Origin of the sequence: Streptomyces sp. CY-1 (assembly GCF_047218265.1) — a bacterium.
Lineage (GTDB): Bacteria > Actinomycetota > Actinomycetes > Streptomycetales > Streptomycetaceae > Streptomyces > Streptomyces niphimycinicus.
Genome location: NZ_CP178393.1, coordinates 7293099 through 7310019, shown reverse-complemented (window position 1 = coordinate 7310019; position 16921 = coordinate 7293099). Strand labels below are relative to the sequence as shown.

The 16921-nt window shown below is 72.6% G+C and carries 16 protein-coding genes and 1 riboswitch; of the genes, 7 read left to right on the top strand and 9 right to left on the bottom strand.

What is annotated here, in order from left to right; translation table 11 throughout:
- Positions 1-107: 107 nt before the first annotated feature.
- Complete coding sequence (locus ACK1X7_RS31465) at positions 108-1019, bottom strand: IPT/TIG domain-containing protein (protein ID WP_390792037.1); 912 nt, start codon at positions 1017-1019, stop codon at positions 108-110.
- 479 nt (positions 1020-1498) lie between these two features.
- Between ACK1X7_RS31465 and ACK1X7_RS31460 the strand changes: the two genes are divergently transcribed.
- From ACK1X7_RS31460 to ACK1X7_RS31440, 5 genes are all read left to right on the top strand, one after another.
- Positions 1499-1786 (top strand): hypothetical protein, encoded by a 288-nt coding sequence (locus ACK1X7_RS31460; protein WP_385148662.1) that lies wholly within the window; start codon positions 1499-1501, stop codon positions 1784-1786.
- A gap of 38 nt (positions 1787-1824) precedes the next feature.
- Positions 1825-1995 carry a DUF7196 family protein gene (locus tag ACK1X7_RS31455; RefSeq protein ID WP_385148665.1) on the top strand — a complete coding sequence of 57 codons (171 nt, stop codon included), beginning with the start codon at positions 1825-1827 and terminating at the stop codon, positions 1993-1995.
- Positions 1996-2080: 85 nt separating this feature from the next.
- Positions 2081-2587, top strand: a complete 507-nt coding sequence (locus ACK1X7_RS31450; protein WP_413115971.1) for a GNAT family N-acetyltransferase — start codon at positions 2081-2083, stop codon at positions 2585-2587.
- A gap of 136 nt (positions 2588-2723) precedes the next feature.
- Positions 2724-2882, top strand: a riboswitch (cobalamin riboswitch).
- 137 nt (positions 2883-3019) lie between these two features.
- Complete coding sequence (locus ACK1X7_RS31445; RefSeq protein ID WP_385148670.1) at positions 3020-5434, top strand: ribonucleoside-diphosphate reductase subunit alpha; 2415 nt, start codon at positions 3020-3022, stop codon at positions 5432-5434.
- Positions 5425-6447: a ribonucleotide-diphosphate reductase subunit beta gene (locus ACK1X7_RS31440; protein WP_385148673.1), complete on the top strand. Its 1023-nt coding sequence runs from the start codon at positions 5425-5427 to the stop codon at positions 6445-6447. The genes ACK1X7_RS31445 and ACK1X7_RS31440 overlap by 10 nt, the downstream gene beginning before the upstream one ends.
- Before the next feature lie 81 nt (positions 6448-6528).
- Here the strand turns inward: ACK1X7_RS31440 and def are convergent, their stop codons facing one another.
- The 3 genes from def to ACK1X7_RS31425 form a co-directional block, all read right to left on the bottom strand.
- Entirely contained in the window at positions 6529-7158 is a 630-nt protein-coding gene (def, locus tag ACK1X7_RS31435; protein WP_385148676.1) for a peptide deformylase, read from the bottom strand.
- Positions 7159-7865: 707 nt separating this feature from the next.
- Positions 7866-8852 (bottom strand): tetratricopeptide repeat protein, encoded by a 987-nt coding sequence (locus ACK1X7_RS31430; RefSeq protein ID WP_014054791.1) that lies wholly within the window; start codon positions 8850-8852, stop codon positions 7866-7868.
- 233 nt (positions 8853-9085) lie between these two features.
- Positions 9086-10387, bottom strand: coding sequence for an HD-GYP domain-containing protein (locus ACK1X7_RS31425; protein WP_390792201.1), 1302 nt, complete (start codon positions 10385-10387; stop codon positions 9086-9088).
- 42 nt (positions 10388-10429) lie between these two features.
- Here ACK1X7_RS31425 and ACK1X7_RS31420 point away from each other — a divergent pair, with 42 nt between their 5' ends.
- On the top strand, positions 10430-11113 hold the full coding sequence (locus ACK1X7_RS31420; RefSeq protein WP_390792038.1) for a hypothetical protein: 684 nt from the start codon (positions 10430-10432) through the stop codon (positions 11111-11113).
- A 308-nt stretch (positions 11114-11421) separates the two neighbouring features.
- On the opposite strand, the gene ACK1X7_RS31415 is transcribed toward ACK1X7_RS31420, so the two are convergent.
- From ACK1X7_RS31415 to ACK1X7_RS31395, 5 genes are all read right to left on the bottom strand, one after another.
- A complete protein-coding gene (locus ACK1X7_RS31415; RefSeq protein WP_390792039.1) occupies positions 11422-12882 on the bottom strand; it encodes an HD-GYP domain-containing protein in 1461 nt (486 codons plus the stop codon).
- Positions 12883-13223: 341 nt separating this feature from the next.
- A complete protein-coding gene (gene rsrA / locus ACK1X7_RS31410; protein WP_216348139.1) occupies positions 13224-13541 on the bottom strand; it encodes a mycothiol system anti-sigma-R factor in 318 nt (105 codons plus the stop codon).
- Positions 13538-14227, bottom strand: a complete 690-nt coding sequence (locus ACK1X7_RS31405; RefSeq protein ID WP_043235475.1) for a sigma-70 family RNA polymerase sigma factor — start codon at positions 14225-14227, stop codon at positions 13538-13540. The genes rsrA and ACK1X7_RS31405 overlap by 4 nt, the downstream gene beginning before the upstream one ends.
- 302 nt (positions 14228-14529) lie before the next feature.
- The gene (locus ACK1X7_RS31400; RefSeq protein ID WP_385141226.1) at positions 14530-15234 is read right to left on the bottom strand and encodes an alpha/beta family hydrolase; all 705 of its coding nucleotides are present in this window, start codon (positions 15232-15234) and stop codon (positions 14530-14532) included.
- On the bottom strand, positions 15234-16052 hold the full coding sequence (locus tag ACK1X7_RS31395; protein WP_385141229.1) for an SOS response-associated peptidase: 819 nt from the start codon (positions 16050-16052) through the stop codon (positions 15234-15236). Before ACK1X7_RS31395 ends, ACK1X7_RS31400 begins: the two co-directional genes overlap by 1 nt.
- A gap of 48 nt (positions 16053-16100) precedes the next feature.
- Here ACK1X7_RS31395 and ACK1X7_RS31390 point away from each other — a divergent pair, with 48 nt between their 5' ends.
- Positions 16101-16814 carry a M50 family metallopeptidase gene (locus ACK1X7_RS31390; RefSeq protein ID WP_014054784.1) on the top strand — a complete coding sequence of 238 codons (714 nt, stop codon included), beginning with the start codon at positions 16101-16103 and terminating at the stop codon, positions 16812-16814.
- Positions 16815-16921: the final 107 nt, after the last annotated feature.

Sequence of the window (16921 nt, the reverse complement as noted above, 5' to 3'; positions counted from 1 at the left end):
CGCCGAGGCAGGACCTCGCCGGTCACCGGGCCCTGGCGAAAGGGGCCCGGTGACCGGCGTGGTTCGGCCGGATGTGCGCGGTCGGACGTAGGCGTCAGACGTAGCCGTCAGACGTAGAGGAAGCCGCCGGGGACGGTGACGGTCCCGAAGGCCGTCACCAGCCTGACGGTCGCGGTGCCGGCCACCCCGGCCGGGGTGACGCCGGTGACCGTGGTGGCGGTGGCGGTCACACCCGTGGCGGGGACGCCGTTGAACAGCACGCCCAGCACGCTGCCGAGGTTGGTGCCGTTGATGGTGAACGCGGTGCCGCCGGCGGCGGGTCCGGTGGTGGGCGTGATGCTGGTGGGCGCCGGGGCGGGCGGCGGGACGAAGTAGGTGAAACCGCCGGGGACGGTGGCGCTGCCGCCCGGGCCGCTCAGCGTGACGGTGACATTGCCGCCCGCGGGCGGGCCTGCCGGGGTGATGCCGACCAGGGCCGTCCCGGACGCGTTGATGGTCAGGATCGCCGAGGGGTTCGCGCCGAAGGTGACACTGGTGACGCCGGTCAGATTGGTGCCCGTGATCAGGTAGAGGGTGCCGCCGGTGGTCGGTCCCACGGTCGGGGTGATGGAGACGGCGGTCGGCGGCGTCGGCGGCACATAGGTGTACGGCTGGCTGTTGCTGGTGCCGGCGGTGGTGGTGACCAGGACCTGGACGGAGCCGGGCGCGTGCGGCGGGGCTATCACCACGACGATGTCGTTGGTGGGATCGCCCGGCCAGCCGCCTCCGGACCAGCCGCCGCCCCAGTCACCATCCCAGCCGCCGCCACCGGAACCGCTCTGGCTGATGATCTGGGCGGGCACGCCGCCGAAGGTCACGCTGATGACATTGCGCAGGTTCTGCCCGTTGAGCTGGACGAGGTTCCCACCGGCGGTGGGGCCCGAGTTGGGCACCACGGACAGCAGCAACGGCGGCCCCACCTGCGACGGGGGCCAGTTGGCCGCGGTGGGGGCGGCGGTCGCGAGAGCGGTCGAGGTCATGGTTGGTCCTCCCGGGGAAGGTTTCGGGCGATATGCGCCGACGGCATGCCGATGTCGTGGGCAGGCCGCTGGTCAACGCCTCGTCGTCGCCGCACGGTCGAGGCAGGCGCCGGTCGAGGCAGGTCGGCACCGGAGGCACGGAGAGCCGCCGGGCGGCCGGTCAGGGCGCGGAAGCGATGCGCCGGATGAGAGCGGAGCTACGGGACGAACGCCCGGCTCCTGGCGGGCCTACGAGGTATGGGCCCCCTCGGCGGCACGTTTCCAGTTATCCACGCCCACCCCCGTCGCTCAAGGTTCCGGGGCCGCCATCACTCGTTTGGCGCATCTGGGCGCTCCCGGCGGAGAGCTTGTATGACAAGCGCTCCGCTATTCGGGGGAACGCGCGGCCGGAGTATGGTCTGCCGTCCTCCACCGTGCCTCTAATGAGTGACATCGGCAGTGCCGGCCCGCGCGGGACCACCCGGGGAGGGAGCGATCCGATGAGCCTCGCCGCGTTCCTCCTCGCCCTCGGCACCACCTGCCGTATCACCCGCTTCATCACCAAGGACACGCTGGCGGCGGGGTTCAGAATCTGGGTCGCCGACCGCTTCGGCGACGACTCCCGGCCGTCCAATCTCGTCAACTGCGGCTGGTGCACCAGCACCTGGGTCGCCGCCGCCATCGCCGTCTACGCCTCCTTGCTGCACACCACCGCGTGGTTCCACCTCCCGGCCACCGCCCTGACCCTCTCCTATCTGGCCGGGGTCGCCTCGCGGTGGCTGGACTGACACCGACCCGTAGGACCCGAGGGAAAGGAAGGGCAGCCATGGCCTGCAACTGCGGCGGAGGGGCGGCTCAGAACGTGCCCCGTCCCGTTGTCGCCTATGAGCTGACGCTGCCGGACGGCACGGTCCGGCGCTATGTCACCTTCCAGGAGGCCGAGGCCGCCAACCGGCGCGCGGGATTCACCGGAGCGATCATCGCCATCACCCGTTGACGATCGCCATCACCCGTTGACGGCGGAGACCAGCGCCGGACACAGGTCCTACCCGGCTGTCAGTGGGGTGCGGCAGACTGCGCGCATGGACATCACGATCAGGCGTGCGAGGGATGCGGAGCTGGACGGGATCGGGGAGCTCACCGCGCGGGTGTATCTCGGGGACGGGCTGCTGGACTTCGGCGACAGTGATCCTTATCTCGCCACCCTGCGCGACGCCCGGCGCCGGGCCGCCGAGGCCGAGCTGCTGGTCGCGGCGGACGCGGCCAGCGACGAGGTGCTGGGGGCCGTGGCGTTCGCGGTGTACGGCGGGGCGTATGCGGAGCTGGCCCGGCCCGGCGAGGGCGAGTTCCGGATGCTGGCCGTGCGGCCCGAATCGCGGCGGCGCGGGGCGGCCGAGGCGCTGGTGCGGGCCTGCCTGGACCGGGGGCGCGCGCTGGGGCTGCGGCGGATCGTGATCAGCAGCCAGCAGTCCATGACCGCCGCCCACCGGCTGTACGAGCGCCTGGGGTTTGTGCGGGCCCCGGAGCGGGATTGGTCGCCGATAGCCGGAATGGAGATCGCCCTGTGGGCGTTCACCGTGGAGCTGTGACGACCGGCGGCGCGCGCCCCGGGCCGCGGCCTCCCGTGCGCGCCGGGCTACGCGCCGCGACCGGCCCCAGGTCACGGGCCACCTCCGGAACGCATTAGCACATTCATGCGAAACTCCGCACCTCGCGACACAAGATATGGGGGTGCGTGCGTCGGCCGACACAAGATGTATGCTCGTCCTCGCTGTCGTCGCAGGGGAATCCGGTGGGAATCCGGAACTGTCCCGCAACGGTGTACGTGTGCGCTTATGCGGTGTGCCCGTAAGTCCGAGCACCTGCCGACGGCCCTGTGTGAACACGTCCCCCGGCCTCGAGGGTTGGGCCGATGGACGCTGCGTGGTGTGCCCGACGTACGAGGAGTGCGGTATCGGCATGCCCGTACGCGCCCATCGCACCCCCCTCGTGGCCCCGGCCGAGCGAGGGAGAGCACCTCAGTGACCATCGCGCCCGCAGATCCGGTTTCAGAGCAGGCGGTTTCTCAGGCAGCGCATGACGCGCCCGGGACCGCCCTGCTGCGGATCCTCACCGGACTCACCGCCGACCTGCCCGCCACCGACCCCGGTAAGGTCGCGGCCGCCGCCCTGCGTGGCCGCCATCCCGGCTCGGACGAGGCGGAGTTGCGTGGCCTGGCGACCGAGGCCGCGGCCGGGCTGATCGCCGAGGAGCCGGAGTACTCGCGGCTGGCCGCGCGGCTGCTGGCGCTCACCATCACGGAGGAGGCGGCCGGGCAGGGCGCTGTCTCCTTCTCCACCTCCGTCCAGGTGGGCCACCGTGAGGGGCTGCTCGCCGACTCCACCGCGGAGTTCGCCGCCGCCCACGCGGCGCGGCTGGACGCGCTGGTGGAGCGGGCCCTGGCCGACGGCGCCGACAAGCGCTTCGGCTACTTCGGACTGCGCACCCTCTACAGCCGCTATCTGCTGCGCCACCCCATCACCCGTCAGGTGATCGAGACTCCGCAGCACTTCCTGCTGCGGGTGGCCTGCGGGCTCGCCGAGGATCTCTCGGAGCGGGCGCTGGACGATGTGGCCGAGCTGTACCGGCTGACCAGCACGCTGTCGTATCTGCCCAGCTCCCCCACACTGTTCAACTCCGGCACCCGCCATCCGCAGATGTCGTCCTGCTATCTGCTGGACTCGCCGCTGGACGAGCTGGACTCGATCTACAACCGCTACCACCAGGTGGCCCGGCTCTCGAAGCACGCGGGCGGCATCGGCCTGTCCTACTCCCGTATCCGGGCCCGCGGTTCGCTGATCCGGGGCACCAACGGGCACTCCAACGGCATCGTGCCGTTCCTGCGCACGCTCGACGCCTCGGTGGCCGCCGTCAACCAGGGCGGCCGGCGCAAGGGCGCGGCCTGCGTCTATCTGGAGACCTGGCACGCGGACCTCGAGGAGTTCCTGGAGCTGCGGGACAACACGGGCGAGGAGGCCCGCCGCACCCACAACCTGAACATCGCCCACTGGATCCCGGACGAGTTCATGCGCCGGGTCGAGGCGGACGCCGACTGGTCGCTGTTCTCCCCGGTCGACGCGCCCGCTCTGGTGGACCTGTGGGGCGATGAGTTCGACGCCGCGTACCGGAAGGCCGAGGCCGAGGGGCGAGCGGTCAAGCAGGTCCCGGCGCGGCAGCTCTACGCCCGGATGATGCGCACCCTCGCGCAGACCGGCAACGGCTGGATGACGTTCAAGGACGCCGCCAACCGCACCGCCAACCAGACCGCCGAGCCCGGCAGGGTCGTCCACTCCTCCAACCTCTGCACCGAGATCCTGGAGGTCACCAACGACGGCGAGACCGCCGTGTGCAACCTCGGCTCGGTCAACCTCGCCGCGCACCTGGACGAGGACGGGCAGGTGGACTGGGAGCGCCTGGACGCCACCGTCCGCACCGCCGTGACCTTCCTCGACCGCGTGGTGGACATCAACTTCTACCCGACGGACGAGGCCGGGGCCTCCAACTCCCGCTGGCGCCCGGTGGGTCTGGGCCTGATGGGGCTTCAGGACGTCTTCTTCCGGCGGCGGCTGCCGTTCGACTCGCCCGAGGCCAAGGCGCTCTCCACGCGGATCTCCGAGCGCATCATGCTCGCCGCCTACGAGGCGTCCTGCGAGCTGGCCGAGCGCCACGGCCCGCACCCGGCCTGGTCCGAGACCCGCACCGCGCGCGGTGTGCTGCACCCGGACCACTACACGGACGCGGTGGCCACCTGGCCGGAGCGCTGGGAGGCGCTGCGCACCCGGATGGCGAAGTCCGGGATGCGGAACTCGCTGCTGCTGGCGATCGCGCCGACCGCCACCATCGCCTCCATCGCGGGCGTCTACGAGTGCATCGAGCCGCAGGTCTCCAACCTCTTCAAGCGCGAAACGCTCAGCGGGGAGTTCCTCCAGGTCAACTCGTACCTGGTGGACGACCTCAAGAAGCTGGGCGTCTGGGACGCCCAGACCCGCGAGGCGCTGCGCGAGTCCAACGGCTCGGTCCAGGACTTCTCCTGGGTGCCCGCGGACGTACGGGACCTGTACCGCACCGCGTGGGAGATCCCGCAGCGCGCCCTGATCGAGATGGCGGCGGCCCGCACCCCGTACCTCGACCAGAGCCAGTCGCTGAACCTCTTCATGGCCTCGCCGACCATCGGCAAGCTCAGCTCGATGTACGCGTACGCCTGGAAGCGCGGCATCAAGACCACGTACTACCTGCGCTCGCGCCCGGCCACCCGGATCGCCCAGAGCGCCCGCGGCGGCGGCGCCTCGGCCAACGCGCCCGCCCCCGCCCCCATTCCCGTACAGCAGGCTCCGGCCGAGGCCGACGCGATCGCCTGCTCCCTGGAAAACCCCGAGTCCTGCGAGGCATGCCAGTAACCATGAGTGACACCAAGAACCTGCTCGACCCGGGCTTCGAACTGACCCTGCGGCCCATGCGGTACCCGGAGTTCTACGACCGCTACCGCGACGCGATCAAGAACACCTGGACCGTGGAGGAGGTCGACCTCCACTCCGACGTCGCCGACCTCGCCAAGCTCTCCCCCGGTGAGCAGCATCTGATCGGCCGTCTGGTCGCCTTCTTCGCGACCGGCGACTCGATCGTGGCCAACAACCTGGTGCTGACGCTCTACAAGCACATCAACTCCCCCGAGGCGCGGCTGTATCTGTCGCGGCAGCTCTTCGAGGAGGCCGTGCACGTCCAGTTCTATCTGACGCTGCTGGACACCTACCTCCCCGATCCGGACGACCGCGCCGCGGCCTTCGCCGCCGTCGAGAACATCCCCTCCATCAGGGAGAAGGCGGAGTTCTGCTTCCGCTGGATGGACTCGGTGGAGAAGATCGACCGGCTGGAGACCAAGGCGGACCGCCGCCGCTTCCTGCTCAACCTGATCTGCTTCGCGGCCTGTATCGAGGGGCTGTTCTTCTACGGCGCCTTCGCCTACGTGTACTGGCTGCGCTCACGCGGGCTGCTGCACGGCCTGGCGACGGGCACCAACTGGGTGTTCCGCGACGAGTCGATGCACATGGAGTTCGCCTTCTCGGTCGTGGACACCGTCCGCGAGGAGGAGCCGGACCTCTTCGACGACGAACTCCAGCAGCAGGTCACCGACATGCTGAAGGAGGCCGTCGAGGCGGAGCTCCAGTTCGCCCGCGACCTGTGCGGGGACGGGCTGCCGGGCATGAACACCGCGTCGATGCAGGAGTATCTCCAGTGCGTGGCCGACCAGCGCCTGATGCGCCTCGGCTTCCCCGCGGTCTTCGGCTCGGAGAACCCCTTCTCCTTCATGGAGCTGCAAAACGTCCAGGAGCTGACCAACTTCTTCGAGCGCCGCGCCTCGGCCTACCAGGTCGCGGTCGAGGGCTCGGTCGCCTTCGACGACGACTTCTGATGCCACTCTGGCGTCACTCTGACGCAACAGGGCGGGCCGGACCCCGCATGGGTCCGGCCCGCCCTGTGAGGTACGGCACACTCAGTCGTTGGGCACCGTCTCATAGCGGGCGGTGCCCTCGGCCATCTGCCTCAGCACATCCTTACGGTCGCGCTTGGAGAGCCGGTCGATGTACAGGTAGCCGTACAGATGGTCGGTCTCGTGCTGAAGACAGCGCGCGAAGTAGCCGGTGCCACGCACCGCGATCGGCTCGCCGTCGAGGTCCTGGCCGCGCACCACCGCGTAGTCGGGGCGGGCCAGCTCCATATAGGCCGTGGGGACCGACAGACAGCCCTCATTGGAGTCGTCCAGCACCCGGCGGTCGGCGGGCAGCTCCTCCAGCACCGGGTTGCACACCGCGCCCACATGGCGAACGCCCTCGTCGTCCATGCAGTCGTAGACGAAGACCTTGAGGTCGACACCGATCTGGTTGGCGGCCAGGCCCACGCCCTCCGCCGCCCGCTGGCTGGCGAACATGTCGTCGACGAGCCGCGCCAGCTCCTCGTCGAACACGGTCACGTCCCGGCACTCCTTGTGCAGGACCGGGTTGCCGTACACGGTGATCGGGCGGGCGGTGCCGCGCTCACGGAAGGCCCGCTCACGCTCCTCGCAGTCCTCCGTGTCCACGATGAAATCGTCGACCACCTGCTGTTTCGTCCCTTGCTGCGACATCGTCCGCCGTGTGCCTTCCCTCAACCGTGATGCGTCGCCCTACAGGGTACGGGCACGACGCGGCGGGGTGCGGTGTGCTTACACGGTGTGACCGGGCCTCCGCAAGTCTTCCGGGGCCGCTACGGGGGGGTAGGTGGTTCTTTCCCCTCCCCGCCCCTTCCCGCAGCATCGATATGCGGCTCCGCCGCGTGGCAGGGCTCCGCCCCTGGACCCCGGCTGCCGAGGAGGCGACCGTCGCGGCAGCGGATGGCCGAGCGGAGACCCGCGCACACCCGGGTCGCCCGGCCGCAGTCTGGGGCGGGCCCCACCACGAGGCAGAGCCGCATACCGATGCTTCGGGAAGGGGCGAAGCCCCGCCCGGGGCCCGGGGCGAAGCCCCGCCCGGGGCCCGGGGCGGAGTCCCGGTTCCGGCGGGCTCTGGGGCAGAGCCCCGGTGCCGGCGGGGCCTGAGGCAGAGCCCCAAACCGGGGCCCGGGGCAGAGCCCCGGTGCCAGCGGGGTCTGGGTCGGAGCCCCGGTGCCGACAGGGTCTGGGGCAGAGCCCCGATGCCAGCGGGGCCCGGGGCAGAGCCCCGATACCAGCAGGGCCCGGGGCAGAGCCCCAGTTTCGGGAAGGGGCGGGTAGGGGAACAGCCCGCCGCAGGCGTCACGACCCGCCGCCCCCCTAGGCCCCCAGGGCATCCAGGGCAGCCGCCCGCCGCCAGGCGCTCAGCAGACCTCTTCCAGATCCCGCCACTCACGGGTGTCCGGGCTGTCGGCCACCCACCCGTCCAGCAGCCCCCGCACCAGCCCCCCGGGCGCCGCGATCCCGCACTCCCGCTCGGGCACCCACAGCGAGCCCGAGCCCGCCATACGGTGGCCCAGCGGCCCGGGGTGGCCCGGTTCGCTGTGGTCGTGCGGGTCCAGATGCTCGCCCTCGCCCTCGTCGCTGGGCATCCGGCTCTCCGAGCAGGAGCGGCACAGCAGCCGCACCGACGACGACCAGTCCTCGGCCGCGAAGCCCGCGTCCGCCGCGAGCCGCTCCAGGGCGTCCCGGTCGGCCTCGGTGGCCGCCTCCAGCAGCACCACCCAGGTCGGCACCGGGGACGGCGCCCACAGCTCGATCTCGTCGAAGACCGGGTACGAGGGGCCAGCGGAGGTCACGCGCTCACCGTGCGGTACGCCGTCGTGGAGCACCACCTCGCCCCAGCGCCGCCCGGACGACGGCAGCGGGATGGACAGCACCTCGATCCGGGCCGGGTCCAGCCGGCGGCCCCAGACCACCTCGGCCTCGCCCTCCGGCGACAGCCTTACCGCCGCGCTGCCCAGCTCCATGCCGAGCGGCTCCCCGGACGCGGACGCCTCTCCGGGCACCTTCAGCCCGTACGCCTGCCAGGCGCGGCGGGCCAGCGGCCAGTCCTGAAGCGCGGTGGCCGCGATTCCCACGTTCCACCAGTCCGGAGCGCCCGTCTCGCGGTCCAGCAGCGCGACCGCCCGCAGCCCCGCGGCGCGCGCCTGCTCCCAGTCGTGCCGGAACTTGTGCAGCAGCGCCAGGTTGAACCAGGACTCCGACAGCCACGGCTCCAGGTCGGCGGCGCGGGTCAGCAGCGCTCCCGCGTCCTCGTACCGGCCGTCGCCGATGAGCGTGAACGCACGGTCCGTGGCCTGCCGCCATGAGGCGGACGGCCGGTGCCGTACCTTGCCGAAGATCTTCACGATTCCCGCCTGCCGGTATCGAAGTCGTCCCGTACCAGATGCCTTCGCGGACGGCGTCGCCCTCCCTTGAAGACAACCTGCCACACATTCGCGGACATCTCAGCCCGGCCCCTCACCCTCCGGCCGGGATGCGAAGCCCTCCACACCTCCTTGCCACCGGCCATTCGGCCTGGCACCCCTCTCCTCGCATCCAACCATGCCCCTCGGGAGCCCCGCTTATTACCGGCGAGTTCTCACCGGGGCCGGCCGTACACCTGGCGCGACAGCACGGTGGCGAGCGTCTCGACCACGATGGGGTCGAAGTCGCGCGCCGTGGCCAGCCGCAGCCGCTCCAGGGCGCGCAGGGCGGCCGCCCCGGCCGCACCCTCGGCCCCTGGCCCGCTGACCAGTTCGGTATACGCGTTCACCGCGCGCACGATACGCGCGGCGAGCGGCTGCTCGCGGTACGGGTCCGCCTGGCGCTCCACGACCTGTGCCACCTCGGCGGGTACCCCGGTCTGGCGGACCACAGCGCCGCCGAGCAGCGCGATTTCGCGCTGCTCGGCGGCGGGCAGCGGCTCGGTGGCCCCAGCCGGCACCGGGTCCACCAGCGAGAGCTGGCCGATGTCGTGCATCAGCGCCGCGTACTCCAGCACGGTCAGCCGCGGCTCGGAGAGCCCCAGCTCACGCCCGACCGCCCGGCTGAGCGCGGCCACCTCACGGGCGTGGCCGGTGGGGGTGTACCCGGCTATCTCGGTCGAGCGGGCCAGGGAGGCGATGGTCTGGCGGTAGGTGGCCCGTATCCCGGCGTAACGGCGGTAGGAGTACTGGATCAGCAGCAGCGGCACCGCCAGCACCGGCACCGGCCACAGCCCGGCGACGGCCACGGTGAGCGGCATCACCACGGCGGTCGCGCAGACGGCCGCCGCGACGCCGGGCAGCGACCGCAGCTCGTCGCGGAGCAGCGGTCCGTAGGGCCAGCCGGTACGGGCGCGGGCGAGCGCGGCGGCCAGGACAGCGTCGCACAGGGCGGTCACGGCCAGCAGGGCGAGCAAATAGCCCACGAGATACGGGCTGTGGCCGAACCAGGAGCCCAAGAGGCCGGTCCGGTGCAGCGGTTGGAAGCAGACGGCGGCGAACGCGACGGCGAGCACCCGGCGGGCGGTGTGGCCGGGGTCGACCGGGCAGCCGAGCGCCAGCGGCGCCACCAACCCGGCCAGCGAGGCGGCCACGACGACGGTGACCACCTGGAGGACACCGTGAGTGGTCGGCTCCCCGCCGAGCCGCCCGAGCAGGGCGTAGCCGAGGGCCCCCGCGGCGGCGACGGGCGCGGGCTCCCCGCGCGGATCGGGCACCCCGCTGCCCCCCGGAAGCGCGGGCGGAGCCTCCACGCACCGGATCGCCTCCCCCACGGCGATGAGCGCCCCGAAGGCCAGCGCCGCCTCCGGCTGCCGCACCCCGTGCCACTCGGTCCACACCAGCGCAACCACGGCCAGCGCCCCGGCCGCGCCGTAGACGGCGACGACGGTAAGGCCGCCATAACGGCGCCCAGATATGCGCTCCCGCTCCCGGGCCTGGGCGTCCAAGCCCCGTTCGCGGTGGCCCGCACCCCGGCTTGCCCAGCGGACGCCGACGCCGCCCTTACGGACACCGACACCCCGGCCCGCCCGGCGGACGCCCGCACCCCCCTTACGGACACCCGTGCTCCGGCCCTCGCCGCGGACGCCTGCGGCCTGGGCTCCCTTACGGACGCCCGGGCCTTGGGCTCCCTGGCGGACAGCCGCGCCCCGGCCGTCCTCGGGGAGGCCCGAGCCCCGGCCTTCCTCGGGGAGACCCGCGCCACGGCCGTTCCCGCGAACGCCTGCGTCCCGGCTCACTCGGCGGGCGCCTGCGCCCCGGCCGTCCTCGGGCGCGCCCGCAGCCCGGCCCTTTTCGTGGACGTGGTCGCCCTGGCCCCCCTTATGAACGCCCGCGCCGCGGCCCTCCTCGCGGTCCGCGGCCGAACCACCGCCCGCGTCGGCGGCCGTGGGCGGGGCCTCCTTACGGGCAGCCGCGGTCTCGCTCTGTTGTCGGCGGGCGCGGTGGAGGGCTCGGCCGTGTCGTTCCGCGAGCCAGCCGAGGCTGCCGCGGAGGGCGTTCGGGAGGCGGGGTGCGGCCGGGGTGGGGCGGGCCGCTCTGGACGGCCACTGGGCCGCGCTCTCGTCCCGGTCGCGCGGGCCGGGGCGGGGCGTGCCACGGGCCTCGTCGCTGTCCGAGGCGTCCGGGACATCCGGGGCATCTGAGGCGTCTGAGGCGTCCAGCGGGCCCGGCGCACCCGGCGCGTCCGACCCGTCCAGCGCGCCCGGCGGGACGGGCTCTCCCCCAACCCGTGCCGGGGCCGTCCCGGGCCCGTCCGGGGCACCCGAGGCGTCCAGCGGACCCGGGCCACCCGGCACACCCGACGCATCCGGACCGCCCGGCGGGACGGGCTCTCCCCCGGCCCGAGCCGGGGCCGTCCCGGGGCTGTCCGGGGCGGCGGGGCACGGGCGCCGGGCGGATCTGGGGTTCCGGGCCGGGCCGTCCGGTGCGGCGGGTGACTCGTGGGTGGGGCTCATGGGCCACCGCCGGGGCTGCCGTGGCCGGGGCGGGGCTCGGGGGCGTCGGCCGGGCCGGAGGCCGCCGCGCGTACCAGGGGCGGCAGCTCCAGCGGCGGGCTCAGGGGGTCTGCCGGGACGTTTCCGCGCTCCTCGGGGGCGTCCGCGGTGACCGCCGCATGCCAGCCGTGGCGGTCCAGGGCGGTGCTGAGGGCCCGCACCATCCGGGGGTCGAACTGCGAGCCCGCGCACCGCTTCAGCTCCTCCACGGCCGTGTCCACCGGCCGGGCCCTGCGGTACGTACGCGTCGAGGTCATCGCGTCGAAGGCGTCCGCCACCGCGACCACCCGGGCGAATTCGGGGATCTGCGCCCCGGCGAGCCCGTACGGATAGCCGCTGCCGTCCAGCCGCTCATGGTGGTGGAGGATCGCGGCCCGCGCCTCGCCCAGGAAGCCGATGCCGCGCACCATCTCGTCGCCGTACTCGGGGTGGAGCTCGATCACCCGGCGCTCATCGGGGGTGAGCGGGCCGTTCTTCCGCAGCAGCCGGGTGGGCACGCCGAGCTTGCCCACGTCGTGGAGGATGCCCGCGATCCGCACCGCCTCCAGCCGGTCGCCGCTCATGCCCAGCTCGCGGGCGATCATCGCCGAGGCCCGGCCGACGCGCTCGCTGTGGCCCCGGGTGTAGCGGTCCTTGATGTCGACCGCCTGGACCAGGGCCCGGATGGTGGCCTGATGGGCGGCGCTCTCGCGGCGGTAGAGCACGAAGCCGCAGGCGCAGACGTACATCGGCAGCAGCACCAGCAGGGCCGCCGCCGGTCCGTAAGGGCTGCGCCAGAGCACCGCCATGGCGAGCCCGGCGGGCCCGTGCACCAGATACGGGGCGAGCGCGCCGGGCAGCCGGCCGCACCAGGCGGCGCGCGGGGAGTGGCGCTCGGCGGTGACCAGCACCCCGCCCTCCAGGGCGGTGGCGGTCAGGCCCAGGACCAGCGCGGCGGCGACGGCGGCCACCAGTGCGTACCCAAAGCCGGGCGTACCGGATGCCTCGGGGGCGGGAAGCCGCGCAGCGGGGTCCTGGGCGCCGTCACCGAGCGCCCACAGGGCGCTGAGGGCCCGAGAGCCGCCCAGAGCCGCGAAGGCGCACGAGGCGGCCCAGACGGCCAGCGAGAGCCGTGCGGCGCGCCAGGCCCGCCGCGCCCCGGCCGGGGGCCGCTCGACGCGGGCGAGCAGCGCACCGGGCACGGCGACCAGCGCCGCGGCGGCGGGCGGCAGCAGAAAAGCCCCGGCCAGAAGGACGGGGCTGCACCATTCGGGCCAGCGGGCGCGGACCCTGGAACCCACCGCGTGCACCACGGCGAGCAGGGCGGCCGTGGCCCAGGGGACAGCCGCTCCGGGCCGAACGGCCGGGGCGGCGCAGAGCCCCCCGGCGAGCACGGCGCATAGGACATAGGCGCGCGCCCCGTGGGGAAGTGCCCGCACGGTGTCCTCCTCCCCATCCACGTCCGTTGCGCCGCCCCTCTGGGACGGGGGCGGGTCAGGTGGTTGGGGAGCTTAGGCCGGACTGGGGTGGCTGAGATCGGAGGGACTGTCCGATTACACCCCTTCGAGTGATGATCTGATCACCGAAGGTGGGGCCGGGAACCCGCCCGGCTCGTTGACGATCAACCGGCAGGTCGAGGATCGGCGGACGGTCAATCGACAGCCGCTCGACGGACGCTCCACGGGCAGTCGTTCAGCGCACCCGATCGGCGAACGATCATCGAGCGACGATCCACCGGCGCTCAAGGCCGGGGGTCAACGCCGACGCTCAAGGCCGGGGGTCACTCCTGGGCCGTGGTCGGAGCGTTCGTCTCCGCGGTGACCTCACGCTCGGGCACCACCTGCCCGGAGCGGATCAGCTCGATCCGCCCCATGACCTTCGAACGGAGGTCGCTGGGCACATCGTCCTGGCCGCAGCACCGCTTGACGAGCTTCTTCACGGCCTTCTCGAGGCCGTACTTCTCCAGGCACGGAGAGCACTCGTCGAAATGCACCTCGAACTTGGCGCAGTCGCCGTCCGGCATTTCGTGGTCGAGGAACTCGTAGAGGTGATCGAGAACCTCGGAGCAGTCCGTCTCATGCGGCTCTCCGCAGCTCATGAGTCCGCGCCTTTCCGATCGTGCGACTCGTCCGCCCCGGCGGCCGCGCCCGCGGGGACCAGCCCGCGCCCACGGGCGTAGTCCTCCAGCAGATCACGAAGCTGGCGGCGCCCACGGTGCAGTCGGGACATCACCGTACCGATGGGTGTACCCATGATGTCCGCGATCTCCTTGTAGGCAAAGCCCTCGACATCCGCCAGATAGACCGCGATGCGGAACTCCTCGGGGATGGCCTGAAGGGCTGCCTTGACATCGGAGTCGGGCAGGTGGTCGAGGGCCTGCGACTCGGCAGAGCGAAGACCGGTCGACATATGCGACTCGGCACGGGCGAGCTGCCAGTCCTCGATCTCCTCGGCCGCGCTGCGCTGGGGCTCCCGCTGCTTCTTGCGGTACGAGTTGATGAAGGTGTTGGTCAGGATGCGGTACAGCCACGCCTTGAGGTTGGTGCCCTCGCGGAACTGGTGGAAGGACCCGTACGCCTTGGCGTACATCTCCTGCACCAGGTCCTCGGCGTCGGCCGGGTTCCGCGTCATCCGCAGCGCGGCCGAGTACATCTGGTCCAGGAAGGCAAGGGCGTCCCGCTCAAAGCGCGCGTTGCGCTCCGAGGACGTCTCCTGCGACCGCTCGACCGGCTCTCCCTCGGTAACGCCGTCGGTCCCTGCGTCGGTCCCAGTGACCTGACCCACCTCCTCCAGCTTCGCGTCGGGTCCGGATGTGGACCCGCTCGAATCGGAGAATAGACGACGATCCGGTGCGCCCGCCGCTCCGATCTTCACAGCCTGTGCCGCCTGAAGCTGCGACCAGTCGAGGTCAGCGCCGTGCGGACGGGCCGGGCAAGCAAGCGAACCCATGCGGGGAACTCCCTTTCCTCGTATTCCGCGTATCGGTGCCTCTTACACGGTGAGCACCAACGGCCCTTACAACACGGGACCCGTCCGTCGCATTCCCGCGCCCGGCGCCCGGCCCCGCCTCCCCGGGCCCGCGCAGGTCAGGCCAGGGCGCGCGGCAGCCAGTCGGCGACGGCGCCGGTGATCAGGGCGAGCGCCGCGGGCTCGTCGAGGTCCGCCGACTTCGGCAGGCCGAAGCCGTGATCGCCGTACGGCACCGTCACGAGCTCCATCTCCGCGGGCAGCTCCGGGAACTCCTCCGGCCGTCCGAAGGGGTCCCGGCCGCCCTGGACGATCAGCGTCGGCACCCCCGCGGCCAGCAGCTCATCGGCCTTGGAGCGCTCCGGCTTGCCGGGCGTGTGCAGCGGGAACGACAGCGCCAGCACGGCCTTCGCGCCCAGCTCCCGGCCGGTCCGGCAGGCCACCCGTGCCCCGGCGCTGCGGCCGCCCGCCACGATCGGCAGCCCGGCCTTCTCCAGCGCGGGCCACAGGGCGCGCCAGCCGGTGTCCAGGGTCGAGGGCGCGGGCGCGATCTTCTTGCCCGCCACCCGCCACGGCTGCTCGACCAGCGCGACGCTCACCCCGCGCCCGGGGAGCGCCCCGGCCAGCGCGCGCAGGTCGCGTGCCTCGATGCCCCCGCCGGCGCCGTGGCTCGCGGCGAGCAGGGCATGGGCGCCGGGCGCGTGATGCCAGGTGATCCGGGCGTCCCCGGCCGGGGTCGGCACCGTCTCGATCGTCACTTCGGGCGCCACTTCGGGCGTCACCTCGGCCGTCGCCTGGGGCGTATCCGTCTTCTTGGCGGCCATCAGAACAGCGTGCCCTCCTCCGGGGCCTCGAGCTCCTTCAGCAGCTCGGGGCCGTTGTTACGGACATCACTCACCCCGGTGGCCACCGGGTAGGCCCGCAGCAGCCCGGAGGGCGGCGGCGCCAGCAGCGGCAGCAGATCGTCGGCGTCGGTGCGGGCGGGATCCAGCCAGGAGGCCCAGCGGTCCTCGGTGAGGACCAGTGGCATCCGCGGATGGATCTCGGCGAGCGACCGCGGCCCCTCGTCGTGGCCCTCGCCCCCGAAGGGCTCCTTGTCCGCCTCGGTCGTGATCACCGTGCAGGTCACCCACCACGACCGAGGATGATCGTCCGGCAGCGTCCGGTCCCGCCAGAACTCGTACAGCCCGGCCATGGCCATCACCGAGCCGTCCACCGGGGTCACGAAGTACGGCTGCTTGCGGGGCCGCTTGCGCTTGCCCTTCTCCTCGAGCTGCCGCTCCTGCGCCGCGGTGACCCACTCGTAGTAGCCGTCGGCGGGCAGGATGCAGCGCCGGGAGGCGAACGGGCGCCGGTAGGAGGGCTTCTCGTGCACGGTCTCGGCCCGTGCGTTGATCATCTTCGCGCCGCCCTCGGGCGACTTCGCCCAGGACGGCACCAGCCCCCATTTCAGCGCCCTGAGCTGGCGAACCGGGCGCGGCTCGTCGGCGTCCTTAAGAGGGCGTTCGAGCACCGCGTACACGTCCTTGGTGGGCGCGACGTTCCAGTCCGGCGCCAGAGTCTCCTCCGGTTCCCACTTCTCCACTCCGAAGATCCCGACGAGATCCTCCGGCTTCCGGCTCGCTGCGTATCGACCGCACATAGGTGCCACACTGCCACGACCCCTACCGATGCGAGGAGCCGCCCGCACATGGACGCAACGAACGCCGCCGATCTGTGGGACCGAGTGACCGGCGCCCAGCCCGACCCCACCACCTGGCTGGTCGTCTCCACCGGTGTGGTCGCGCTCGCGGTCGTCGTCTTCCGTACCGCCTGGCGAATAGCCCGTAACGCCGTCACGATCGCCCACGAGGGCGGCCACGCCCTGGTCGCCCTGCTCAGCGGGCGGCGGCTGGACGGCATACGGCTGCACTCGGACACCTCGGGGCTGACCGTCTCCCGTGGCAAGCCCACCGGCCTGGGCATGATCCTCACGGCGGCGTCCGGCTATACCGCCCCCTCCCTGCTGGGCCTCGGCGGCGCCTGGCTGCTGGCGGCGAACCACATCACCTTGCTGCTGTGGGGCACGACGGCGCTGCTGGTCGCGATGCTGGTGATGATCCGCAACGCGTATGGCGTCCTTACGGTCGTCATCAGCGGGGCCGCCTTCTTCCTCGTCTCCTGGCTGACCGGGCCGGACGTCCAGGCGGGGTTCGCCTACGCCGTGGTCTGGTTCCTCCTCCTGGGCGGTGTGCGTCCGCCCTTCGAGCTCCAGCGCAAGCGCCGGCACCAGGGCGCGTACGACTCCGACCCCGACCAACTGGCCCGGCTGACGGGCATTCCGGCCGGCGCCTGGCTGCTGCTGTTCCACGTGGTCTCGCTGTGTTCGCTGCTCGCGGGCGGGCGCTGGCTGCTGGGGCTGTGACCCGTACGCGCGTCCGGCGCGCCACCCCCGGCGTCCGGCGCCGCGCCACCCCCGGCGCATGGTGCGCGACCCTCGGCGCCCGGTAGCAGCGCCGTGTTTCGACTGGG